Origin of the sequence: Rhizobium sp. BK313, from assembly GCF_014193655.1 — a bacterium.
Taxonomy (GTDB): Bacteria; Pseudomonadota; Alphaproteobacteria; order Rhizobiales; family Rhizobiaceae; genus Rhizobium.
In genome coordinates this window covers 340,123-356,127 of the sequence record NZ_JACHZQ010000006.1, presented here as the reverse complement: position 1 = coordinate 356,127, position 16,005 = coordinate 340,123, and the positions used below count along the sequence as shown (strand labels likewise).

Annotated in this window: 12 protein-coding genes; 11 read left to right on the top strand and 1 reads right to left on the bottom strand. The window is 54.3% G+C overall.

Features of this window, described 5'->3' with window-relative positions; genetic code table 11:
• The first annotated feature begins 16 nt into the window (after positions 1-16).
• From FHT86_RS27980 to FHT86_RS27930, 11 genes are all read left to right on the top strand, one after another.
• Positions 17-2,524, top strand: coding sequence for a polysaccharide biosynthesis tyrosine autokinase (locus tag FHT86_RS27980; protein ID WP_133709952.1), 2,508 nt, complete (start codon positions 17-19; stop codon positions 2,522-2,524).
• A 60-nt stretch (positions 2,525-2,584) separates the two neighbouring features.
• A complete protein-coding gene (locus FHT86_RS27975) occupies positions 2,585-3,679 on the top strand; it encodes an NAD(P)-dependent oxidoreductase (protein WP_133709953.1) in 1,095 nt (364 codons plus the stop codon).
• Positions 3,680-3,766: 87 nt separating this feature from the next.
• Complete coding sequence (rfbC, locus tag FHT86_RS27970) at positions 3,767-4,354, top strand: dTDP-4-dehydrorhamnose 3,5-epimerase (RefSeq protein ID WP_246779695.1); 588 nt, start codon at positions 3,767-3,769, stop codon at positions 4,352-4,354.
• A gap of 93 nt (positions 4,355-4,447) precedes the next feature.
• The gene (gene rfbF, locus FHT86_RS27965) at positions 4,448-5,224 is read left to right on the top strand and encodes a glucose-1-phosphate cytidylyltransferase (RefSeq protein WP_133709955.1); all 777 of its coding nucleotides are present in this window, start codon (positions 4,448-4,450) and stop codon (positions 5,222-5,224) included.
• Between the two features lie 254 nt (positions 5,225-5,478).
• Entirely contained in the window at positions 5,479-6,162 is a 684-nt protein-coding gene (locus FHT86_RS27960; RefSeq protein ID WP_133709956.1) for a sugar transferase, read from the top strand.
• A gap of 126 nt (positions 6,163-6,288) precedes the next feature.
• Positions 6,289-7,572 carry a polysaccharide biosynthesis/export family protein gene (locus tag FHT86_RS27955; RefSeq protein WP_133709957.1) on the top strand — a complete coding sequence of 428 codons (1,284 nt, stop codon included), beginning with the start codon at positions 6,289-6,291 and terminating at the stop codon, positions 7,570-7,572.
• 41 nt (positions 7,573-7,613) lie between these two features.
• Positions 7,614-8,879 carry an O-antigen ligase gene (locus FHT86_RS27950; protein WP_133709958.1) on the top strand — a complete coding sequence of 422 codons (1,266 nt, stop codon included), beginning with the start codon at positions 7,614-7,616 and terminating at the stop codon, positions 8,877-8,879.
• Between the two features lie 354 nt (positions 8,880-9,233).
• A complete protein-coding gene (locus FHT86_RS27945) occupies positions 9,234-10,238 on the top strand; it encodes an NAD-dependent epimerase/dehydratase family protein (RefSeq protein ID WP_246779694.1) in 1,005 nt (334 codons plus the stop codon).
• Between the two features lie 577 nt (positions 10,239-10,815).
• Positions 10,816-11,778, top strand: a complete 963-nt coding sequence (locus FHT86_RS27940; RefSeq protein WP_166656928.1) for a glycosyltransferase family 2 protein — start codon at positions 10,816-10,818, stop codon at positions 11,776-11,778.
• A 110-nt stretch (positions 11,779-11,888) separates the two neighbouring features.
• On the top strand, positions 11,889-12,923 hold the full coding sequence (locus FHT86_RS27935; protein WP_166656929.1) for a glycosyltransferase family 8 protein: 1,035 nt from the start codon (positions 11,889-11,891) through the stop codon (positions 12,921-12,923).
• Positions 12,924-13,298: 375 nt separating this feature from the next.
• Complete coding sequence (locus FHT86_RS27930) at positions 13,299-14,744, top strand: oligosaccharide flippase family protein (RefSeq protein WP_133709961.1); 1,446 nt, start codon at positions 13,299-13,301, stop codon at positions 14,742-14,744.
• Between the two features lie 860 nt (positions 14,745-15,604).
• Here FHT86_RS27930 and FHT86_RS27925 read toward each other — a convergent pair.
• On the bottom strand, positions 15,605-15,934 hold the full coding sequence (locus FHT86_RS27925; protein ID WP_133709962.1) for a hypothetical protein: 330 nt from the start codon (positions 15,932-15,934) through the stop codon (positions 15,605-15,607).
• Positions 15,935-16,005: the final 71 nt, after the last annotated feature.

The following is a 16,005-nucleotide window of genomic DNA, read 5'->3' as shown; positions in this document are numbered from 1 at the left end:
AGCGGATGCGGGGTCGGTGGATTGCGATCCTTGGTTGTGTCGACGTTGTTCTGTCGGGCTGGGTATTCAAAAAGATCAGATGTCGTGGAGCAGGTTTCGGCCGCTCCTGTCCATCCATAGGGGCCCAAGACTGGGTCAAGTTGAAACATTACGGGGCCAGGTAGCGAACATGCAGGAAACGCTATTGACTTTCAGAGGCGGAGGATCTGGTCCGAAAAACGCGGAACCAGAGGTCGAAAAATTCATCGACCTTGATCATCTCCTTCAAATGTTCCGGCGGCAGATTAGAATTGTCCTGCTGTTTGCCGGCATTGGACTGTTGATCGGCGTCACCAACCTTGCATTTGCAACATACTATTACACGGCCGGCACCAGCATCCTGCTAGACGAGAATCTCAACCGCTTCGGCAGCGAGATCTCGCCAGCGCCTGCCAATATGGAGGCCGACAAAAAGATCATGAGCCAGGTCGCGATCCTGAAGTCGTCTGCGCTCGCTGCAAAGGTCGTCGATAGTCTCCATCTCTACGACAACTACGCCTTCATCGATCCGTCGCCGTCTATGTTTGCGCGGTTCAAATCGCTCGTGAAGGGGACGATGGACCTCATTGCCGGCAGAGGCGGCAAGGGTGGGGATTTCAGCAATGAGAATGTCAGGCGCGGAACCGCAGTTGCCGTGTTGCTCGACAACCTTCGGGTCGAACAAGAGCCCCAGAGCTTCGTCGTCAATCTATTTTATACCTCAACCGACCCCGTCCTTGCTTCAGCGATTGCGAATGCTTACGCCGAAGCATATTTGTCGGATAAATTTGACGCGAATTTCGATGCTTCGCAACGCGCCACCGTCTGGCTTCGAAAGCGCCTGACTGATCTCAAAGATCAATCGCAAGAAGCCAGCCTCCGTGTCGAGCGTTTCCGATCTGCGAACCATCTGACGGCGACGAAGGGTGCCCTTCTGTCCGAGGAGCAACTCTCTGACATGAGCACGCAGGTCATTGTGGCAAGAGCGCAAAGTGCAAAAGCGCTTGCGCTCTACAATCAATACAAGTCGATCGTGGAAGCGGGGCAGCAGAGCGCTGTCGACAATGCGGCAACCGTTTCCAACCAGGACAGCCCCACGGTGATTACGACGCTGAGAGAACGTTATCACGCCATTGAAAAACGGGCTCAGGAAATCGAGGACAAATTTGGTAGCGCCCATCCGCAGGCGATCAGTCTGCGCAGCGAGCAGAACGAGGTTGGAAGGCAGATTTACAACGAACTGAAGCAGATGACCGAAAGCTACCGCAACCAATATGAAGTGGCGCAGTCGTGGGAGGCGTCGCTGAAAGACGGGCTGTTGCAGGTCACCGGCCAAACATCGGAGGACAATGAATCGCTGGTTGAACTGAAAAATCTCGAACGCAACGCCGACGCGATCAGCGACCTTTATAAGACTTATTTGACAAGGTATCAGGAGACGGCCCAGAACCAATCGTTTCCGATTACCGAAGCGCGGGTGATTTCCACCGCCACGCCGCCGACAGAGGCATCCAGTCCGAAGCGCACGCTGCTTTTGGCAGGATCTTTGCTGCTCGGTGCCTTGTTCGGCATGGGCGTTGGCGGATGGCGAGAGTTTCGTGAAGTGACCTTGCGCATCGGCGAGGATGTTTCAAGAACGCTCGGCATAAAATTTCTGGGCTACCTGCCGAGAATTGTGCCTCCTGAGGAGTCGGATGGATCGACGGAAGAGTCGCCTGTGATCGACATCATGCGCTTTGCGACAGCGGCGCCGGGTTCGCAGTTCACCGAAACGCTTCGCCATGCCAAAATCGTGGCCGATACGATGCTTGGCTATCAGCAATGCAAAGTCATTGGCATCGCGTCGGTGCTGCCCGGCGAAGGCAAAAGCACGGTTGCGGCCAATTTGGCGGCATTGCTCGCCTCGACCAAGGCGAGAACGCTGCTGATCGACGCCGACCTGCGCAAGGCGGCGCTGACGAAGTTGTTGGATATATCCGTGAAGACCGGCCTCTCGGATGTCCTGGCTTTGCAGCCGCCGCAATATTCGCGCTGGCGGGACATCATCGTTGTCGATGGCCAAACCAAACTGGAAATTCTTCCGACGAGCGGAAGTTTCCAGTATCCCAACACAAGCGACCTGATCTCGGGTGTCGCCATGGCGAGACTCCTGGAAGATGCGCGCACGACCTTCAAATATGTCATAGTCGACCTCCCGCCGCTTGGTCCGGTATTCGATACGAAAGCCTTTGAGCGACTGGCTGACGGCTTTGTTATGGTTGCCGAGTGGGGCGAGACGCCACGGTCTCTGGTCAAGACTATTTTGGAGGCCGAGCCGCAGATCGCAGCTAAAACGCTCGGAATGATTTTAAACAAAGCGGACCTTGAGAAGCTATATACCTATAGTTCCTACGGAAGTTCGGAATATCTTCTCGCGAGATTCTCCAGCTACTATCGTGAGCACCGTGATCTTGAGCGGCATAACTTCGAAGAAGTTCAAAAAATTATCTCGGCAATAGACAGATGAAGTAGTGAGCTCCCGTTTATTGAAGAGATTTCTTGTAGCGATATGGAAAGGATGACTGCGATGAGGATCATGGTAACGGGCAACATGGGCTATGTCGGTCCGGCGGTCGTCTCCCATCTTCGCCAGCAATTCGACGGTTGCACGATCATTGGCGTTGATACGGCACTGTTCGGCCATTGCCTGACAGAGCGTGGCTTGCCGGAGCATCTGGTCGATACGCAGGTCTTCAGTGACGTCCGGGATTTGACACCGGATCTTTTTAGCGGAGTCGACGCCGTCATCCATTTGGCGGCGATCTCGAACGATCCAATGGGCGTTCGCTTCGAACAGGTAACGGATGAGATCAATCATCGTGCCACGTTGCGCACGGCCGAACTTGCGGCGGCAAGCGGCGTGGCGCGATTTGTCTTTGCGTCCAGCTGCTCAATGTACGGCTATGCCGAGGAGGGTGCGCGCCGAGAAACTGATCCTCTCAATCCGCTCACAGCCTATGCCCGCTCAAAGGTAGCCGCGGAGGCCGGATTGCGGGATATATCGGCACGGGCTAACATGCTGATAACGGCCTTGCGATTTTCGACTGCATGCGGCTTTTCCGGCCGGCTGAGACTCGACCTCGTGCTTAACGATTTTGTGGCGTCGGCGCTGTCGACTGGCCGGGTTTCGGTTCTGAGTGACGGTTCGCCGTGGCGACCACTGATCCACGTCCGTGATATGGCACGGGCGATCGAATGGGCCCTGGGGCGCGCAGAATATGACGGGTTCCTGGCGATCAATGTCGGATGTGAGGAGTGGAACTATCAGGTCCGCGAGCTTGCCGAGGCCGTCAAAATGGCGATCCCCGGCGTCGAGGTCGATATCAACGCCAATGCGCCGCCGGACAAGCGCTCCTATCGGGTCAATTTCGATCTCTTCCGCAGGCTTGCCCCGGATCATCAGCCGAGGGTGACGCTTCCTGCCGCGGTTGCCGACATTCATGATGGGCTTGTAGCGTCCGGTTTTAGCGACGCCAACTACCGTTCGTCTGACCTGGTCCGCTTGAATGTGCTGACGCGAGGCATCGAAAGCGGTCAGCTCAGTGCCGACGTCAGATGGTTGGACCGTCGGACGGCAAATCATCGCGATCAATCATCGCTTCCGTTTCGTCGCGAAGCCTAGAGCAACCATAATCCCGTGCGAAACCGTGCGCCCGGGAAAAAACGTCAACACTGTCAAATAGCGACCGAGGCAGGTTAGAGTCCAATGATGTTCCGCAAAACCGGATTGGTGGGATCAAGTCTGATAGATCTGGACATAAAAGGTGACGACAGAGGCTTTTTTGCGCGCGTTTTCTGTGACGATGAATTTCGACGGGCTGATTTGCCGCTCAATATCGCCCAGATCAATACGACCTGGAGTGCCCGAGCCGGTACGCTTCGCGGCATGCACTACCAGCTGGAGCCGGCTGCGGAAATAAAGGTCGTCCGATGCATCCGAGGGTCAATTTGGGACTGCATTCTCGATCTTCGGCCGAACTCCAAAACCTTCGGCAAATGGTTCGGAGAGGTCCTGTCGGCGCAAAATCGTCGCATGATGTATGTGCCGAAAGGCTGTGCACATGGCCTGATGACGCTGACAGACGATGTCGAGATTATCTATCTGATGGGCGCGGCCTATTCGCCCTCGCACGAACGGGGCGTACGATGGAACGATCCCTATTTTGCCATCGCCTGGCCGAACGAACCCATTGAATTGTCTGTGAAGGATGCCGCCTGGCCATCCTTCGATCCCGTCTTTCACGGCATCGAGACCTTCCGCAATTTAGCGACAGAGGAATTGGGCAGTGACGGATAGCTTTGAAGGGACGCAGAGATCCCGACGCGTTCAGGTGCCGACATTCGGATGAATGGCAGACGTTTTGACAAGGATGTCTTAAGGGGAACCGCTATGAAAGTCGTTATTCTCGCTGGTGGCTATGGCAGTAGACTCTCTGAAGAAACGGCGCTGCGTCCCAAGCCGATGGTCGAGGTGGGCGGCCGACCCATCATCTGGCACATCATGAAGCTATATTCTCATTTTGGCTTCAACGAGTTCGTTGTTCTTGCGGGATATAAAGCGGAACATATCAAGAATTACTTCTTGAACTACGCCATGAGCAAAAGTGACTTTACGATAGACCTCGCGACAGGTGAAGTGACTATCGTGAAATCAAATGTCGAACCCTGGAAGGTAACCGTTCTCGACACCGGCATCGCAACCATGACCGCAGGACGGATCAAACGTGCTCGCCACGTCATCGGCGAGGAACGGTTTTTGCTTACCTATGGTGACGGTGTGTCCAACACCAATATTCAGCAATCGATAGAATTGCATGAAAGACACGGAAACTGGATCACGCTGACAGCGGTGACGCAACCCGGACGTTATGGGGCGCTTAGCCTGTCGGAGGATGCAACGCGCGTCCGCGGATTTCGCGAAAAGCGAGCTGGCGACGGTGGGTTGATCAATGGCGGGTTCTTTGTTTGTGAGCCCGAAGTCTACGATCTGATCGATGGCGATGACGATATGTGGGAGGACGCGCCGATGACCCGGGCCGTCGCGCTCGGCAAGGTTGGCTCCTATTGGCATCAAGGCTACTGGCAAAGCATGGATTCCCTGCGCGACAAAATGGTGCTCGAAAAAGCCTGGGAGAGCGGCAGCCCTCCTTGGGTCATTTGGAAGTAACGCTCTGTTTTTATGGTATTCAATGTCTCTATCCGACCAGATTTGATGCAAGATCTATCATGAGAGTATCGCAACGGGAGACGATCCAGGCCCTGTCGAAATTCAATGCCAAGGGCCTGACGTATAATCATCTTCTTCTAAGCCTTTAGTATTTATATAATTTTTGGTTGTACTTACAATGGATTAGTTGTTCTTATTTTGTGGTTGAATTATGATGCTTAATTAGTTGTGGGAAGCGAAATTGGGGAGCCATCATGCCAGATGACAATAAACTCCCAAGTTGTTCGATTTACTCTCCCTACGTCGCCCCAGGCGAGGGTGCCCCGATCGGGGGAATACAAAAGCGCATATTTGATGTCGTTGCCGCCTCTCTCATAATTATTATTCTTTTGCCGATTTTCGGATTGATAGCGCTTGCAATAAAATTATGCGACGGCGGCGATATTTTTTACGGCCATCGGCGCATTGGCCATAACGGCAAGCCGTTCTTCTGTTTCAAATTCCGGACGATGGTTCCCGATAGTGATCAACGCCTAGCGGCGTATCTCCAATCGGACCCTGTCGCACGCGCTGAATGGGCTAGCTGCCGTAAATTGCGGCATGACGGGCGCGTCACCGGTATTGGTTATGTCCTGCGCAAGCTCAGTCTCGATGAATTGCCCCAGCTCTTGAATGTGATCCGCGGAGAGATGAGCCTTGTCGGCCCGCGCCCAATCGTGCGTGAGGAGATCTATCTCTATGGCGAATCCAGCCAATACTACCTCCGATCCAGGCCGGGCATCACGGGGGCATGGCAAGCCAGTGGTCGCAGCGATATCTCATACGATCAGCGGGTTAAGATCGATCGACATTATGTGGAGCATTGGACCTTTACCCGCGACCTCATGATCATCCTGAAGACGGTTCCCGTGGTCTTGTCGGCCCGAGGTTCGTGGTGAACGAAGATAGCGTGAATAGGGGGTAGGACTGACGGCATTGTCATCCGTCGCTCAGGTAGAAGCCCGACGGGGCTTAGAAAATGTCTCTTGTTGGTATTGGCTCCGTCGTTAACAGGAAGCTTGATTATGCGCATGATGCATTGGCTCTTGATCGCCGTCGCAGCCCGGTGGACGAGAGGATTGCAACGCCTTCTTGGTTGCATCCTTCCCGCACTTGTCACCCTGCTCGTCGCAATGCCGGGATTGGCCGATGACTACAAGCTCGGAATAATGGATAAGCTGTCCATTCGCGTCGTCGAGTGGCAGACGGCTGAGGGAAAATTTCGTGAGTGGCCGGGCATAACCGGTGAATATCTTGTGGGGCCGAACGGTGGCCTGGCGTTGCCGTTTGCCGGTGAATTGAAGGTTGCAGGTCGAACGACAGCGGACGTCGCTCAAGAAATCGCCCATAATCTCCAAATGCGGTTCGGCTTGTCGGATCTCCCGGAAGCATCGGTCGAGATCCTCGAATTTCGTCCGATCTTCGTTGCAGGCGAAGTGCATACGCCGGGAAAATACCCTTACGATCCGGAGATGACGGTGCTCAAGGCCGTTAGCCTTGCGGGAGGCATGCGGCGTGGCTTGGATGAAGGCCAGCGTTATGAGCGAGATTTCATCAATGCCCAAGGTGGCTACGAGGTCCTCGTCGCCGAACGCGACCGGCTGGTGGCAAAGCGTGCGCGGCTGATGTCGGAAGAGGAGGGCAGCGATGCCGTCCAAATGCCGGATGAACTCAAATCCAACCCGAAAGCTGCCACGCTCATCCAAGATGAGACTGCGATCATGGAAACCAACCGTGATTCCGTCGGGCTGCGTCTGAAGGGTCTTGATGAGCTTAGAACACTCTATAGCAACGAGATCGGATCGCTTGAAAAGAAGATGGACAATGAGACCCACCAAGTGGATCTCTACAGAAAGGAACTCGACAGGACAACCAAGCTGGCCGACCAGGGGCTTGTAACGTCAGCCCGTGTGCTCGGCCTCGAGAGCACCCTTTCCGATACGCAAAGCAACATACTCGATATCGACGCGGCCTCGCTGCGGGCCAAGCAGGAGATGAACAAGGCAGCGCTTGATTCAGTCGATCTCCAAAATGAACAGAAATCCAAGCGTGCAGCCGAACTCTTGGACACGCAACAGCGACTCGATGAAAACGCGCTGAAGATGCTCATGTACAAGCGGCTGATGAACGAGGCTCTGGTCAACTCGCCGGCAGCCTCGCAGTTGGCTGGCGGCGACGACAGCAAGCTGATCAGCTACACGGTGGTCAGGACGGTGGACGGAAAGGTGCAGGAAATCCCGGCAGGAGAGGGGACATCGCTTCTACCGGGCGATCTGGTGAAGGTAACGATTGCGAACGGGCGGTCGTAAGCCCGCGATATTGGTTTAAATCCTAATTACATGGCATCTTCATGCGTATCAGAATGGGACGCATCGCCTCTCCGGACGAAAATGCAGGCTACGGTACGGTTGCCGTGGCTGCCACAGTATTCCTGTCGGCATATGCGCCGAACTATGGCTCCGCCTTTATCGTGATCTTCTATGCGATTTGGTTCCCGCTTGTTCTGACCGACTATCGCTCCGTGATCGGAAATCCAATCCGCCTCTACTGGGTGTTGGGTTTTGCAATCTTTGCCTGCATCTCCTGTGCCTGGTCCGCGGTGCCCGAACTGTCGTTGCGTGGTGGCCTTCAATATCTGTCGACGATCATTTGCGCGCTCATCGCGTCGCGCGTCATCAGCGTTCGCACGATGGTATCCGGGCTTGGCGTTGGCGTCGCGGTGGTGCTTGTCTACTCCCTGCTTTTTGGTCAGTTCAGCTACGATCCGCTGGATGGCAAATACAGCTTTGTCGGTGCGTTTGGCTCGAAAAACCAGCTTGGCCTTTACGCTTCCCTCGGCGCCTACACCGGCCTCGTGGGCCTTTTTGCCATGCGATCAAGGATAGCTTGGCGTGTATGGTCGGCGATTTCCGCTGCATTTGCATTGTTTTGCCTGGGTGCATCGCAATCTGCGGCCTCGGCCATAACACTTGTTGTCGCAATCGCTGCCGTTTTTGCCGCCGTATTCCTCAGACGATTTGCGCCACGACATCGGACGGTTTTCTTTCTCGTCCTTGTCCCCTTGGGGACCGTGGCGATCTTGATCAGCGCAAGCGCTGGCCTGTTCAACGTCCTGCTCAGCATTTTCGGCAAGGATATCACTTTGACGGGCCGCACCTATCTGTGGCAGCGAGGCCTTGAGATTGCGCAGGAAAACCCAATTCTGGGCGAAGGCTTTCAAGCTTTTTGGGTGCAAGGCTTCACGAGGGCAGAAATTCTCTGGGACCAGTTCTACATTCCGTCTCGTATGGGCTTCCATTTCCATAACACCTATATCGAAACGATGGTGGAGCTTGGATATGTTGGGCTTTTGCTGTTGAGCGTTGTCATCATTTCGCTCCTGGCAGCACAACTGAAACGGCTTTTGGCGGCAGGCTCGTGTCAGGAAGACGTGGTTATGCTCGGATTTACGATCCTGTTCATCAGTCGGTCATTTGTCGAAATCGACTTTCTCAATCAGTACACGATCGGCTCGTTCCTCATTTATTACGCCGCTGGCTTGATCGTCCATCCGATGACCGACGGCCAGGCGAGGAGGAAGGCTGGCCGATACGCAATGTCATTGCGGCCGGTTTGAGTGACCCGGATCATTCAAAAAGGGGCAGCGTGAGGCCGATCCGGTTCTGAAAGGCACGCGGCTTTTTGCTTTCCAGACATCAGCCTTGCCAACCTCTCGATCGCAAATGCAGTTTATGACCAAAGTCATGGAATGTATCTCAGACAATATCCGGGAAATGATCAGGTATAGCCAAATTACGACAAGCAGATTGTCCCGAGGCATAGGGAATCAGACTTTTGGCAAGCAGCAGATCGCGTCAGCCCGAATTCGAAGCACTGTCCAACGTCGTTAATGTATTCTCATCCAAGCGCAAATCTGATACTTTAGCTTCGTACTGCACCGTCAGTTTTTACATCCGCACGAAATTTCGAGTTGCTGGCGGCTAAATTAGCCTCAAGAGATGAAGTTGGTGGGACGTTGCCTTATCACGACCTGGAACGCAGGAAGGTTGTCATAATCGGAGCCACGGGCTTCATAGGATCGCATCTCGCGTCGGCCTTGGCCCGGGAAGGGGCAGATGTTGTCTGCGTCTCCAGGAACATCAGAGGCCGCCATCTCCCTTCCGGTCGAAACATGACCTGGAAGGAATGCGACGCGAGCATCATCGAAGACGTCAGAAGGCTTTTCGAAGAGGTGCAGCCCGAGATCGTCTACCACCTCACCAGCGACAGCAAGGGCGGGCGCGAGATAGCGATCGTACCCGACAGCGTGCGGAACGATATAATCGCCGGGACGAACGTTCTTGTCGAGGCGACCAGGATTGGCAAGGTTCGCGTCGTGCTGGCGGGATCCTTCGAGGAACCGAACAGGGACGACGATTTTCCTTGTTCCCCCTACGCTGCCGCAAAATCGACAATTACATCCTATGGGCGGATGATCTCGGCGCTTGGAGGATTGGAGGTCTCGATTCTCCGGCTCATGATGACCTATGGGCCGCGGCAGAAGAGCAACAAGGTCCTACCATACGTGATAAACAGGCTGAAGGCCGGGCAGATCGCAGAAGTCGGAAGCGGAAGCAGGATGCTGGACTGGGTCTACGTTGACGATGTGGTAGACGCTTTTCTTCGCGTTGGATCACTGCCATGGACAGGGTCTGAGCCAATAGACATCGGAACTGGATCGTTGATGAGGCTGAGGGACAGCATCGAGACGATCGGTAAGCTGATGGGGCGATCCGACCTGCTTCGCTTCGGAGCGATCAATGATCGTGTCCTTGAGCGCGAAGAGACGGCCGATGTGGAAACGGCGCTACAGAAGCTCGGCTGGCGGGCAAGCACCTCTTTCAGAAATGGAATTCGAGCAACGATCGACAGCATCATCGCAGCCATCCTTTGTGTAATTCCCCTGCTGATATTTCAGTGCGGCAGCGATGCATAGGATCGAGCCCGACCAAATTAGAGTTCGATAGCGCCTCCATTTTCGATCGGCCCGCGAACATTGAAATCGTGTGCGCGTTCGAGGAGTGACGACACCATTCCCGCGTTCAAGTCTATCGCCTGAACAGATCGGAATAAAAGCCTCAGGAGAGCCATTTGCTTCTTGAGCACGTCTTGTCCAACCCGTCAGCCGCTCTCAGCGACCTTCCTCGAGCCCGCGGGGCTTAATCGCGGACTGCAATAAATCGTCCTATTCTCTTGCAGGCCCGCCGTTTCTTGCCTGGCGCAGAGGCGACCGGTTTTTTTGATTCATCCGTCAAGCGCCCGCCCATGCCGAAACTTGACTGGCGAGTCACAGAACAGTCCTGGGAATTCAACAAATAGCCCATTTTAGTTAGCTGAATCATACTACATATGAAGTATATAAACGCAAAAACAACCTATTAGTTATTAAATAGAGTCATTTTTGCACGTTATAAAAGCGTGTTTGTAAATATAGCGTTGACTAACCCTTTGGTGACGGTAATCTTAAATTCGAGATTATGAAAGTTTCTATTCAAAGGGTGGGTCGGAAAGGCATGACAGCGCCGCTCGTTGCTATTGTTACACCGACTCACAATGGCGCACGCTTTCTTGCCGAAACAATGGAGTCGGTGCAAAAACAGATATGGCGGAGCGTCGTGCATATCGTGCTGGACAATAACAGCACCGATGGAACAGCCGAAATCATAGCAAACTACAGCAACAAGCGCGTTCCGGTCGTATCATACTACAACCACGAAACGCTCGGTCAGCGTGACAATTGGAATCGCGCCTACTCACACGTACCGGCTGAGGCCGCTTATGTCCGTTACCTCTGTGACGACGATACGATAACGCCCGATTCCGTGGCGAAGATGGCCGCTCTTGCAGAGAACAACCCCGGGGTCGGCGCGGTCGGTTGCCTGCATCATTGTGCCGGTGCGGTCCAGGATTTTTTCTGGCCCAAGGATCGAACCGTCTTCAACGGGACGGAGGCGATACGGATGACGTTGCTGCGCCAGGGCGTGTTGATGCCGGTGCAGATGATGTGGCGAAAAAGTGTTGCCGATCAGCTCCATCCTCTGTTCGAGGATGCCGTAGACAGTGGTTGGGATCTCGATGCCGTGCTGAAAATGCTGACGCGGTCGGACTTCGGTTTCGTTCACGAAAACCTTGGATTTACCCGCGTCCACGCCAACACAATGACATCCCTTACCTCGGCGAGCAAAACAAGAGCGTGGACGCGCGATGCGCTACATTTGATGACCCGCTATGGCCCGTTGGCTTTCGGCCCGGAATACAGCGCTCAGTTGCTTCGGTTCCGCCGATATTATGTCCGCCGCATCATCGCGTGGTGGAAACAGGATCACGGCCGCGAAAATCTCGGCATTCATTTGGATGCGCTCGACAAGGCGGGATGGAAATTCAGCGCACCTCTGGCGCTGGATGCCTTGGCAGATTGGGCATGCGTGAAGATCGGAATGCGAAGGAACTGGTCGGGCTATCCCGGCTGGCAATAGGACCGCTTGCGCGTGGCCCAAGAAAACCGGCCGCAGATCGCCTCTCGCAAACTTAAAAAAGGGGAATGGTGATGGTTGAACCAGTAGGGGCACATGGAACGCCAGTTTCCGTGAGTAAGCGTCCGTCCTTCTTTGCAAAGTCTATGCCCTTCGCCAGGACAAACGTTTCCCTGCCAGGCGACATCTCCTCAGTAACGGACGACCCCGCTGTTTGGGAGGCCCGTTCGAAAATACCGCCACGCGATGTCTCGGAGGTTGTTATCGCCTTCGGCATCGACGCTGGTTACCTGCCGCACGCGGCTGTAGCACTCACGTCCTTGATCGATAACGCCCGTGATGCTCGATTCCGTTTTCTGATTGTCCATGACGGCATACCGCTCGACCAACACGCGGATTTGGAACGTTGCGCACCGGGCCAAAGGTTTGAATGGCTCGAGATCACGGATTCACGCCTGTTGAACATGGAGGGAAGAAGGCATGTTAGCCGCGCTGCCTACCATCGTTTGGCGCTTCCCGATCTTGCACCGGCAGATGTCAGCAAGGTTCTTTATCTCGATGCCGATGTTGTGGTGATCGGTGACATACGCGAGCTTTGGATGCAGGACCTCGGCGATTGCATGATTGGCGGCGTCTACGACGTTGGTATCGATTCTGAAGCATTTGCAAAACATTTCGGATTGCCGCCCAAGCGATTGGCCTATTTCAACTCCGGCATTCTTCTGCTGGATCTTGAAAGGATCCGGCAAGGCAATGAGTTTTCGCAGGTCCTGGATCTGTTGGAAACACGGTTCGAAGAGCTCGATCAAATCGATCAGGACGCACTCAACGTCGTCTTTTGGGGCCAATGGAAGCATTTCGACCCGCTTTGGAACGTCCAGCGCCGGATGCTGATGCAGGAAGGAAGGCCGTGTTTTGCCGAAAAGTCCGAGATGGCAAACGACCGGCGCCCAAAGATCATCCATTTCACCGAACATAACAAACCCTGGTCGATCGACGGATACCATCCTTATATTTGGAAATACTATCATTACCTCAAGCGCACGCCCTATTGGGACGCGGTCAACAAGATTGGGGAAACGAATTTCAAGAAGAGCATTCGCCGGCGGATAAAGACGACACTGATCTGGGCGCTCTTGAAGCCATGATGGTTTGGGTGGGGCCAGGCGCTCTCTCCTGTGTTTAGCCAGGGCGTTGCTTCACCATGATGGCTCGTTTCGTCGCGATCTCCCCGCAATATCGCGGCGGATTCACCGCGGATCGTCTTTTGAGCGACTTCGGCGATGTACGTTTCCCGGGGAGGTATTGTTATTCTGTCAAGTTCAGGACACGGATGCTCCTCTTTGACCCGGGGCTGCAAATTTGGCCGATAAAAAGTCTACCAAACATGGCCTTCGGGACGACGGCGCATAGAAAGTATAGCCAGATCACCGGTGGCGGCTTCATCCATCTTGGTGCCTTATTAATTGGCGAAGTTTTCTATAGTGTGTTTAAGGCGGGCGTGAGCGGGACGGGAAAACTGAATGACCGAAATCTCGATTTCACGAGCCCTTCGCAGTGGAATTTTGTGGAGCAGCGTCAATGCGATCCTCTCCCAGGCATCCGGCTTCGTCATCTTTTTGATCCTCGCACGGGCGTTGCCGCCTGAACTCTTCGGTGTCGTTGCCCTGTCTTCGGTGATTGCAGATTTCCTTGCCAACGAAGGGAGATATGCCGGCATGGATGCCGTTATCCAGGCGAAAGGCTACGACAGAAAAACACTGAACTCGGCGTTCTACGGTTTGTTGTCCGTCGCGTTGCCGTTTGCGGCACTGTTGGTCGCTGCCGCCCCGCTAGTCGCCGATTACCAAAACGCACCGCTGATACGCTATTTTATGCCGATATTCGGATTGATGCTTTTGGCGACCCCGTGGCTTTCGGTGATGGATGCCTTGATCATGAAGGATCTCGGCTTCAAGACATTCACCCAGCGTAATATCGTAAGCACGTTTGCAGGTGGCGCTGCCGGGATTATGCTTGCCTTCACTCCCTGGGCGATCTGGGCGCTGGTTGTTCAAAGGGTCGTGTCGGTACTCGCGGTTCTTCTGTTCGAATATCGCTATACGCGTTGGCGTCCTGGATTTGATGCCGATTGGCACATCGCTCGGAATATCTTGCGACGCTTCCTTCCCCTGTGGTCCGTTGCGGCGCTCAGCCTGTCGACGCAGCGTGCGGTGGTCTTGATATTCGGCCTGCGATACGATGAACGGACCGTCGGCTTGTTTCGCGCGGCCGACCGCATCGGTGAAACGATGCAAGGGCCTCTCATCGGCCCACTGTTTTCGCTGTGGCTTCCCCTGATGACAAAGGTTCGAGGCGACATCGCGAAGGAGCAAGAGGTCTACGTTGCAATCATCCGAACGGCGGCCTTTGTCTCATTGCCTGCATTCACCGGGCTGTTTGTCATTTCAGATGATATCGTCGCTTTGCTGTTGCCGCATGCGTATTATGGCGTGGCGCCAATCATTCGGTCTGTCGCCATCATATCCCTGATGATTCCGATTGCATGGTTTAACCCAATTGCGATGAACGCCTTGAATCTGAACAGGGCCTCATTGAAATATAGTATCGCGGTGGCAGTGACCTGCATCACGGTGCTCTTGTGCTTGCCGAAGATTTCTCCCCAAGCTGCCATTATCTGGATGTCCGCGCCCGCATTGGTCTATGGCATTGCCGGCAATTTATTCCTGCATAAGAGACTGAAACTGGCGCATCTTTCTGTGTATCGAGGGCTTGCTCCGGCGGCGATTGGATCTGCATTTATGGGTCTTGCGACCTGGTGGACGAGGTCAGAAATACTTGACTGGAATATTGGCTTTCGCCTCGGCCTGACAATTTTGATTGGGGTTATCGCCTATCTGGGCTGGCTTGGAACCTTCCATCGCCAGTGGACGGCTGAGCGCGTGAAACTGCTGCTCGGCCGCAGCTAGGACGCGAACCGCTATCGTTGATCTGTTGCGATCAGCGCGACGCGTCGACTTGGGGATGGGAAGAGAGGCGGGCCAGGCGAAAGCAGCGAGCGAATGAACTGGACGGTGTGTGCCGTCGGCATGTGGCCAAGGGAATTAATGTCGATGGACGCACGCGCGAACGACGTTGTTTGACGCTGCCGACGCGGCGCAATAGGCGTGTGCGAAAATCTTTAGTAGTGTTTCCAAAGATTTGACGGTTGAACGCAGTGCAAAACCCATGTAGAATTCAGCGTCCTTAAAATATAGAGAGCGGTCACATGAGAGGCCGATTTGTCAGAGTCGCGGAAGTAGTCTGTATTTCCGTAGGATTATCTGTTGTATTTTCCGATTTTGCCTCGGCTGGCTGTTGGTCAGCTTTGAAAAGTCCGGAATGGCGACAAATCACGTCAATAATCTCTACCGCGAAGCTATGCGAACAGATGCCAGCCGGACCAAATCGCACGAGGAGACTTGAGGTAACGGCCGTTGATTTCTGTACAGCTCCAAATGGTGTTTCGGTCACGGCAAACGTGTCTGTGACTTGCGGGTCGAGTACGGAATCCTTCCTGCAATTGTCACCGCTGGATGGTAAGGTCGTCGCGAAAGTGACGCTCGATATCGGCGCATGCAAGATAACGGATTCAACTATAAATATTAGCGGTCCAGCCGCCGAGCTCTTATCGAAACTGCCACAAACGCAAGAATTCCTGCGCAATTGGGCACAAATACGCCTGTCGAACCTGTGCGGTCTGCAATAGTGAGAGCTGGACTTCGCACAACCCGGATGGCGACGACGCTGCTTCCGGATCAGCCCACCGCGATATCGCCGGAAGACCGGGTTATTTGTTTCTCATTAGCCACACTTTGCCTGCCATGGTAATTCCATGCGCGGCTTCATCGGTCTTTGCGTTCGGATTGAGGCTTCGCAGAAGACCCAATTCCCGCAATTCGTCCAATGTTGTCGTCGTCAGGAATTTGACTTTCTGCGGCCGCTCCTTGAATCGGTCGGTTCTCGCATAAGTGACGACGGCGTTCAGATGCGTCCATTTCTTTGCGTCCTGAGGGAACAGGTCACCATCCTTGGCGAGCTTCAGACCCTTGATCTGGGTCGGCGTAAGCTCGATGACCGCGGGTGTGGCGTTCTGATTTCTGTCCGTGGTCGTGTTCAATGTTCGGTCCTTGGATAACGAGGTGGATGGTTTGGAGTCTGGATTAGCGAATTTGCATCGGCGCCGGATAG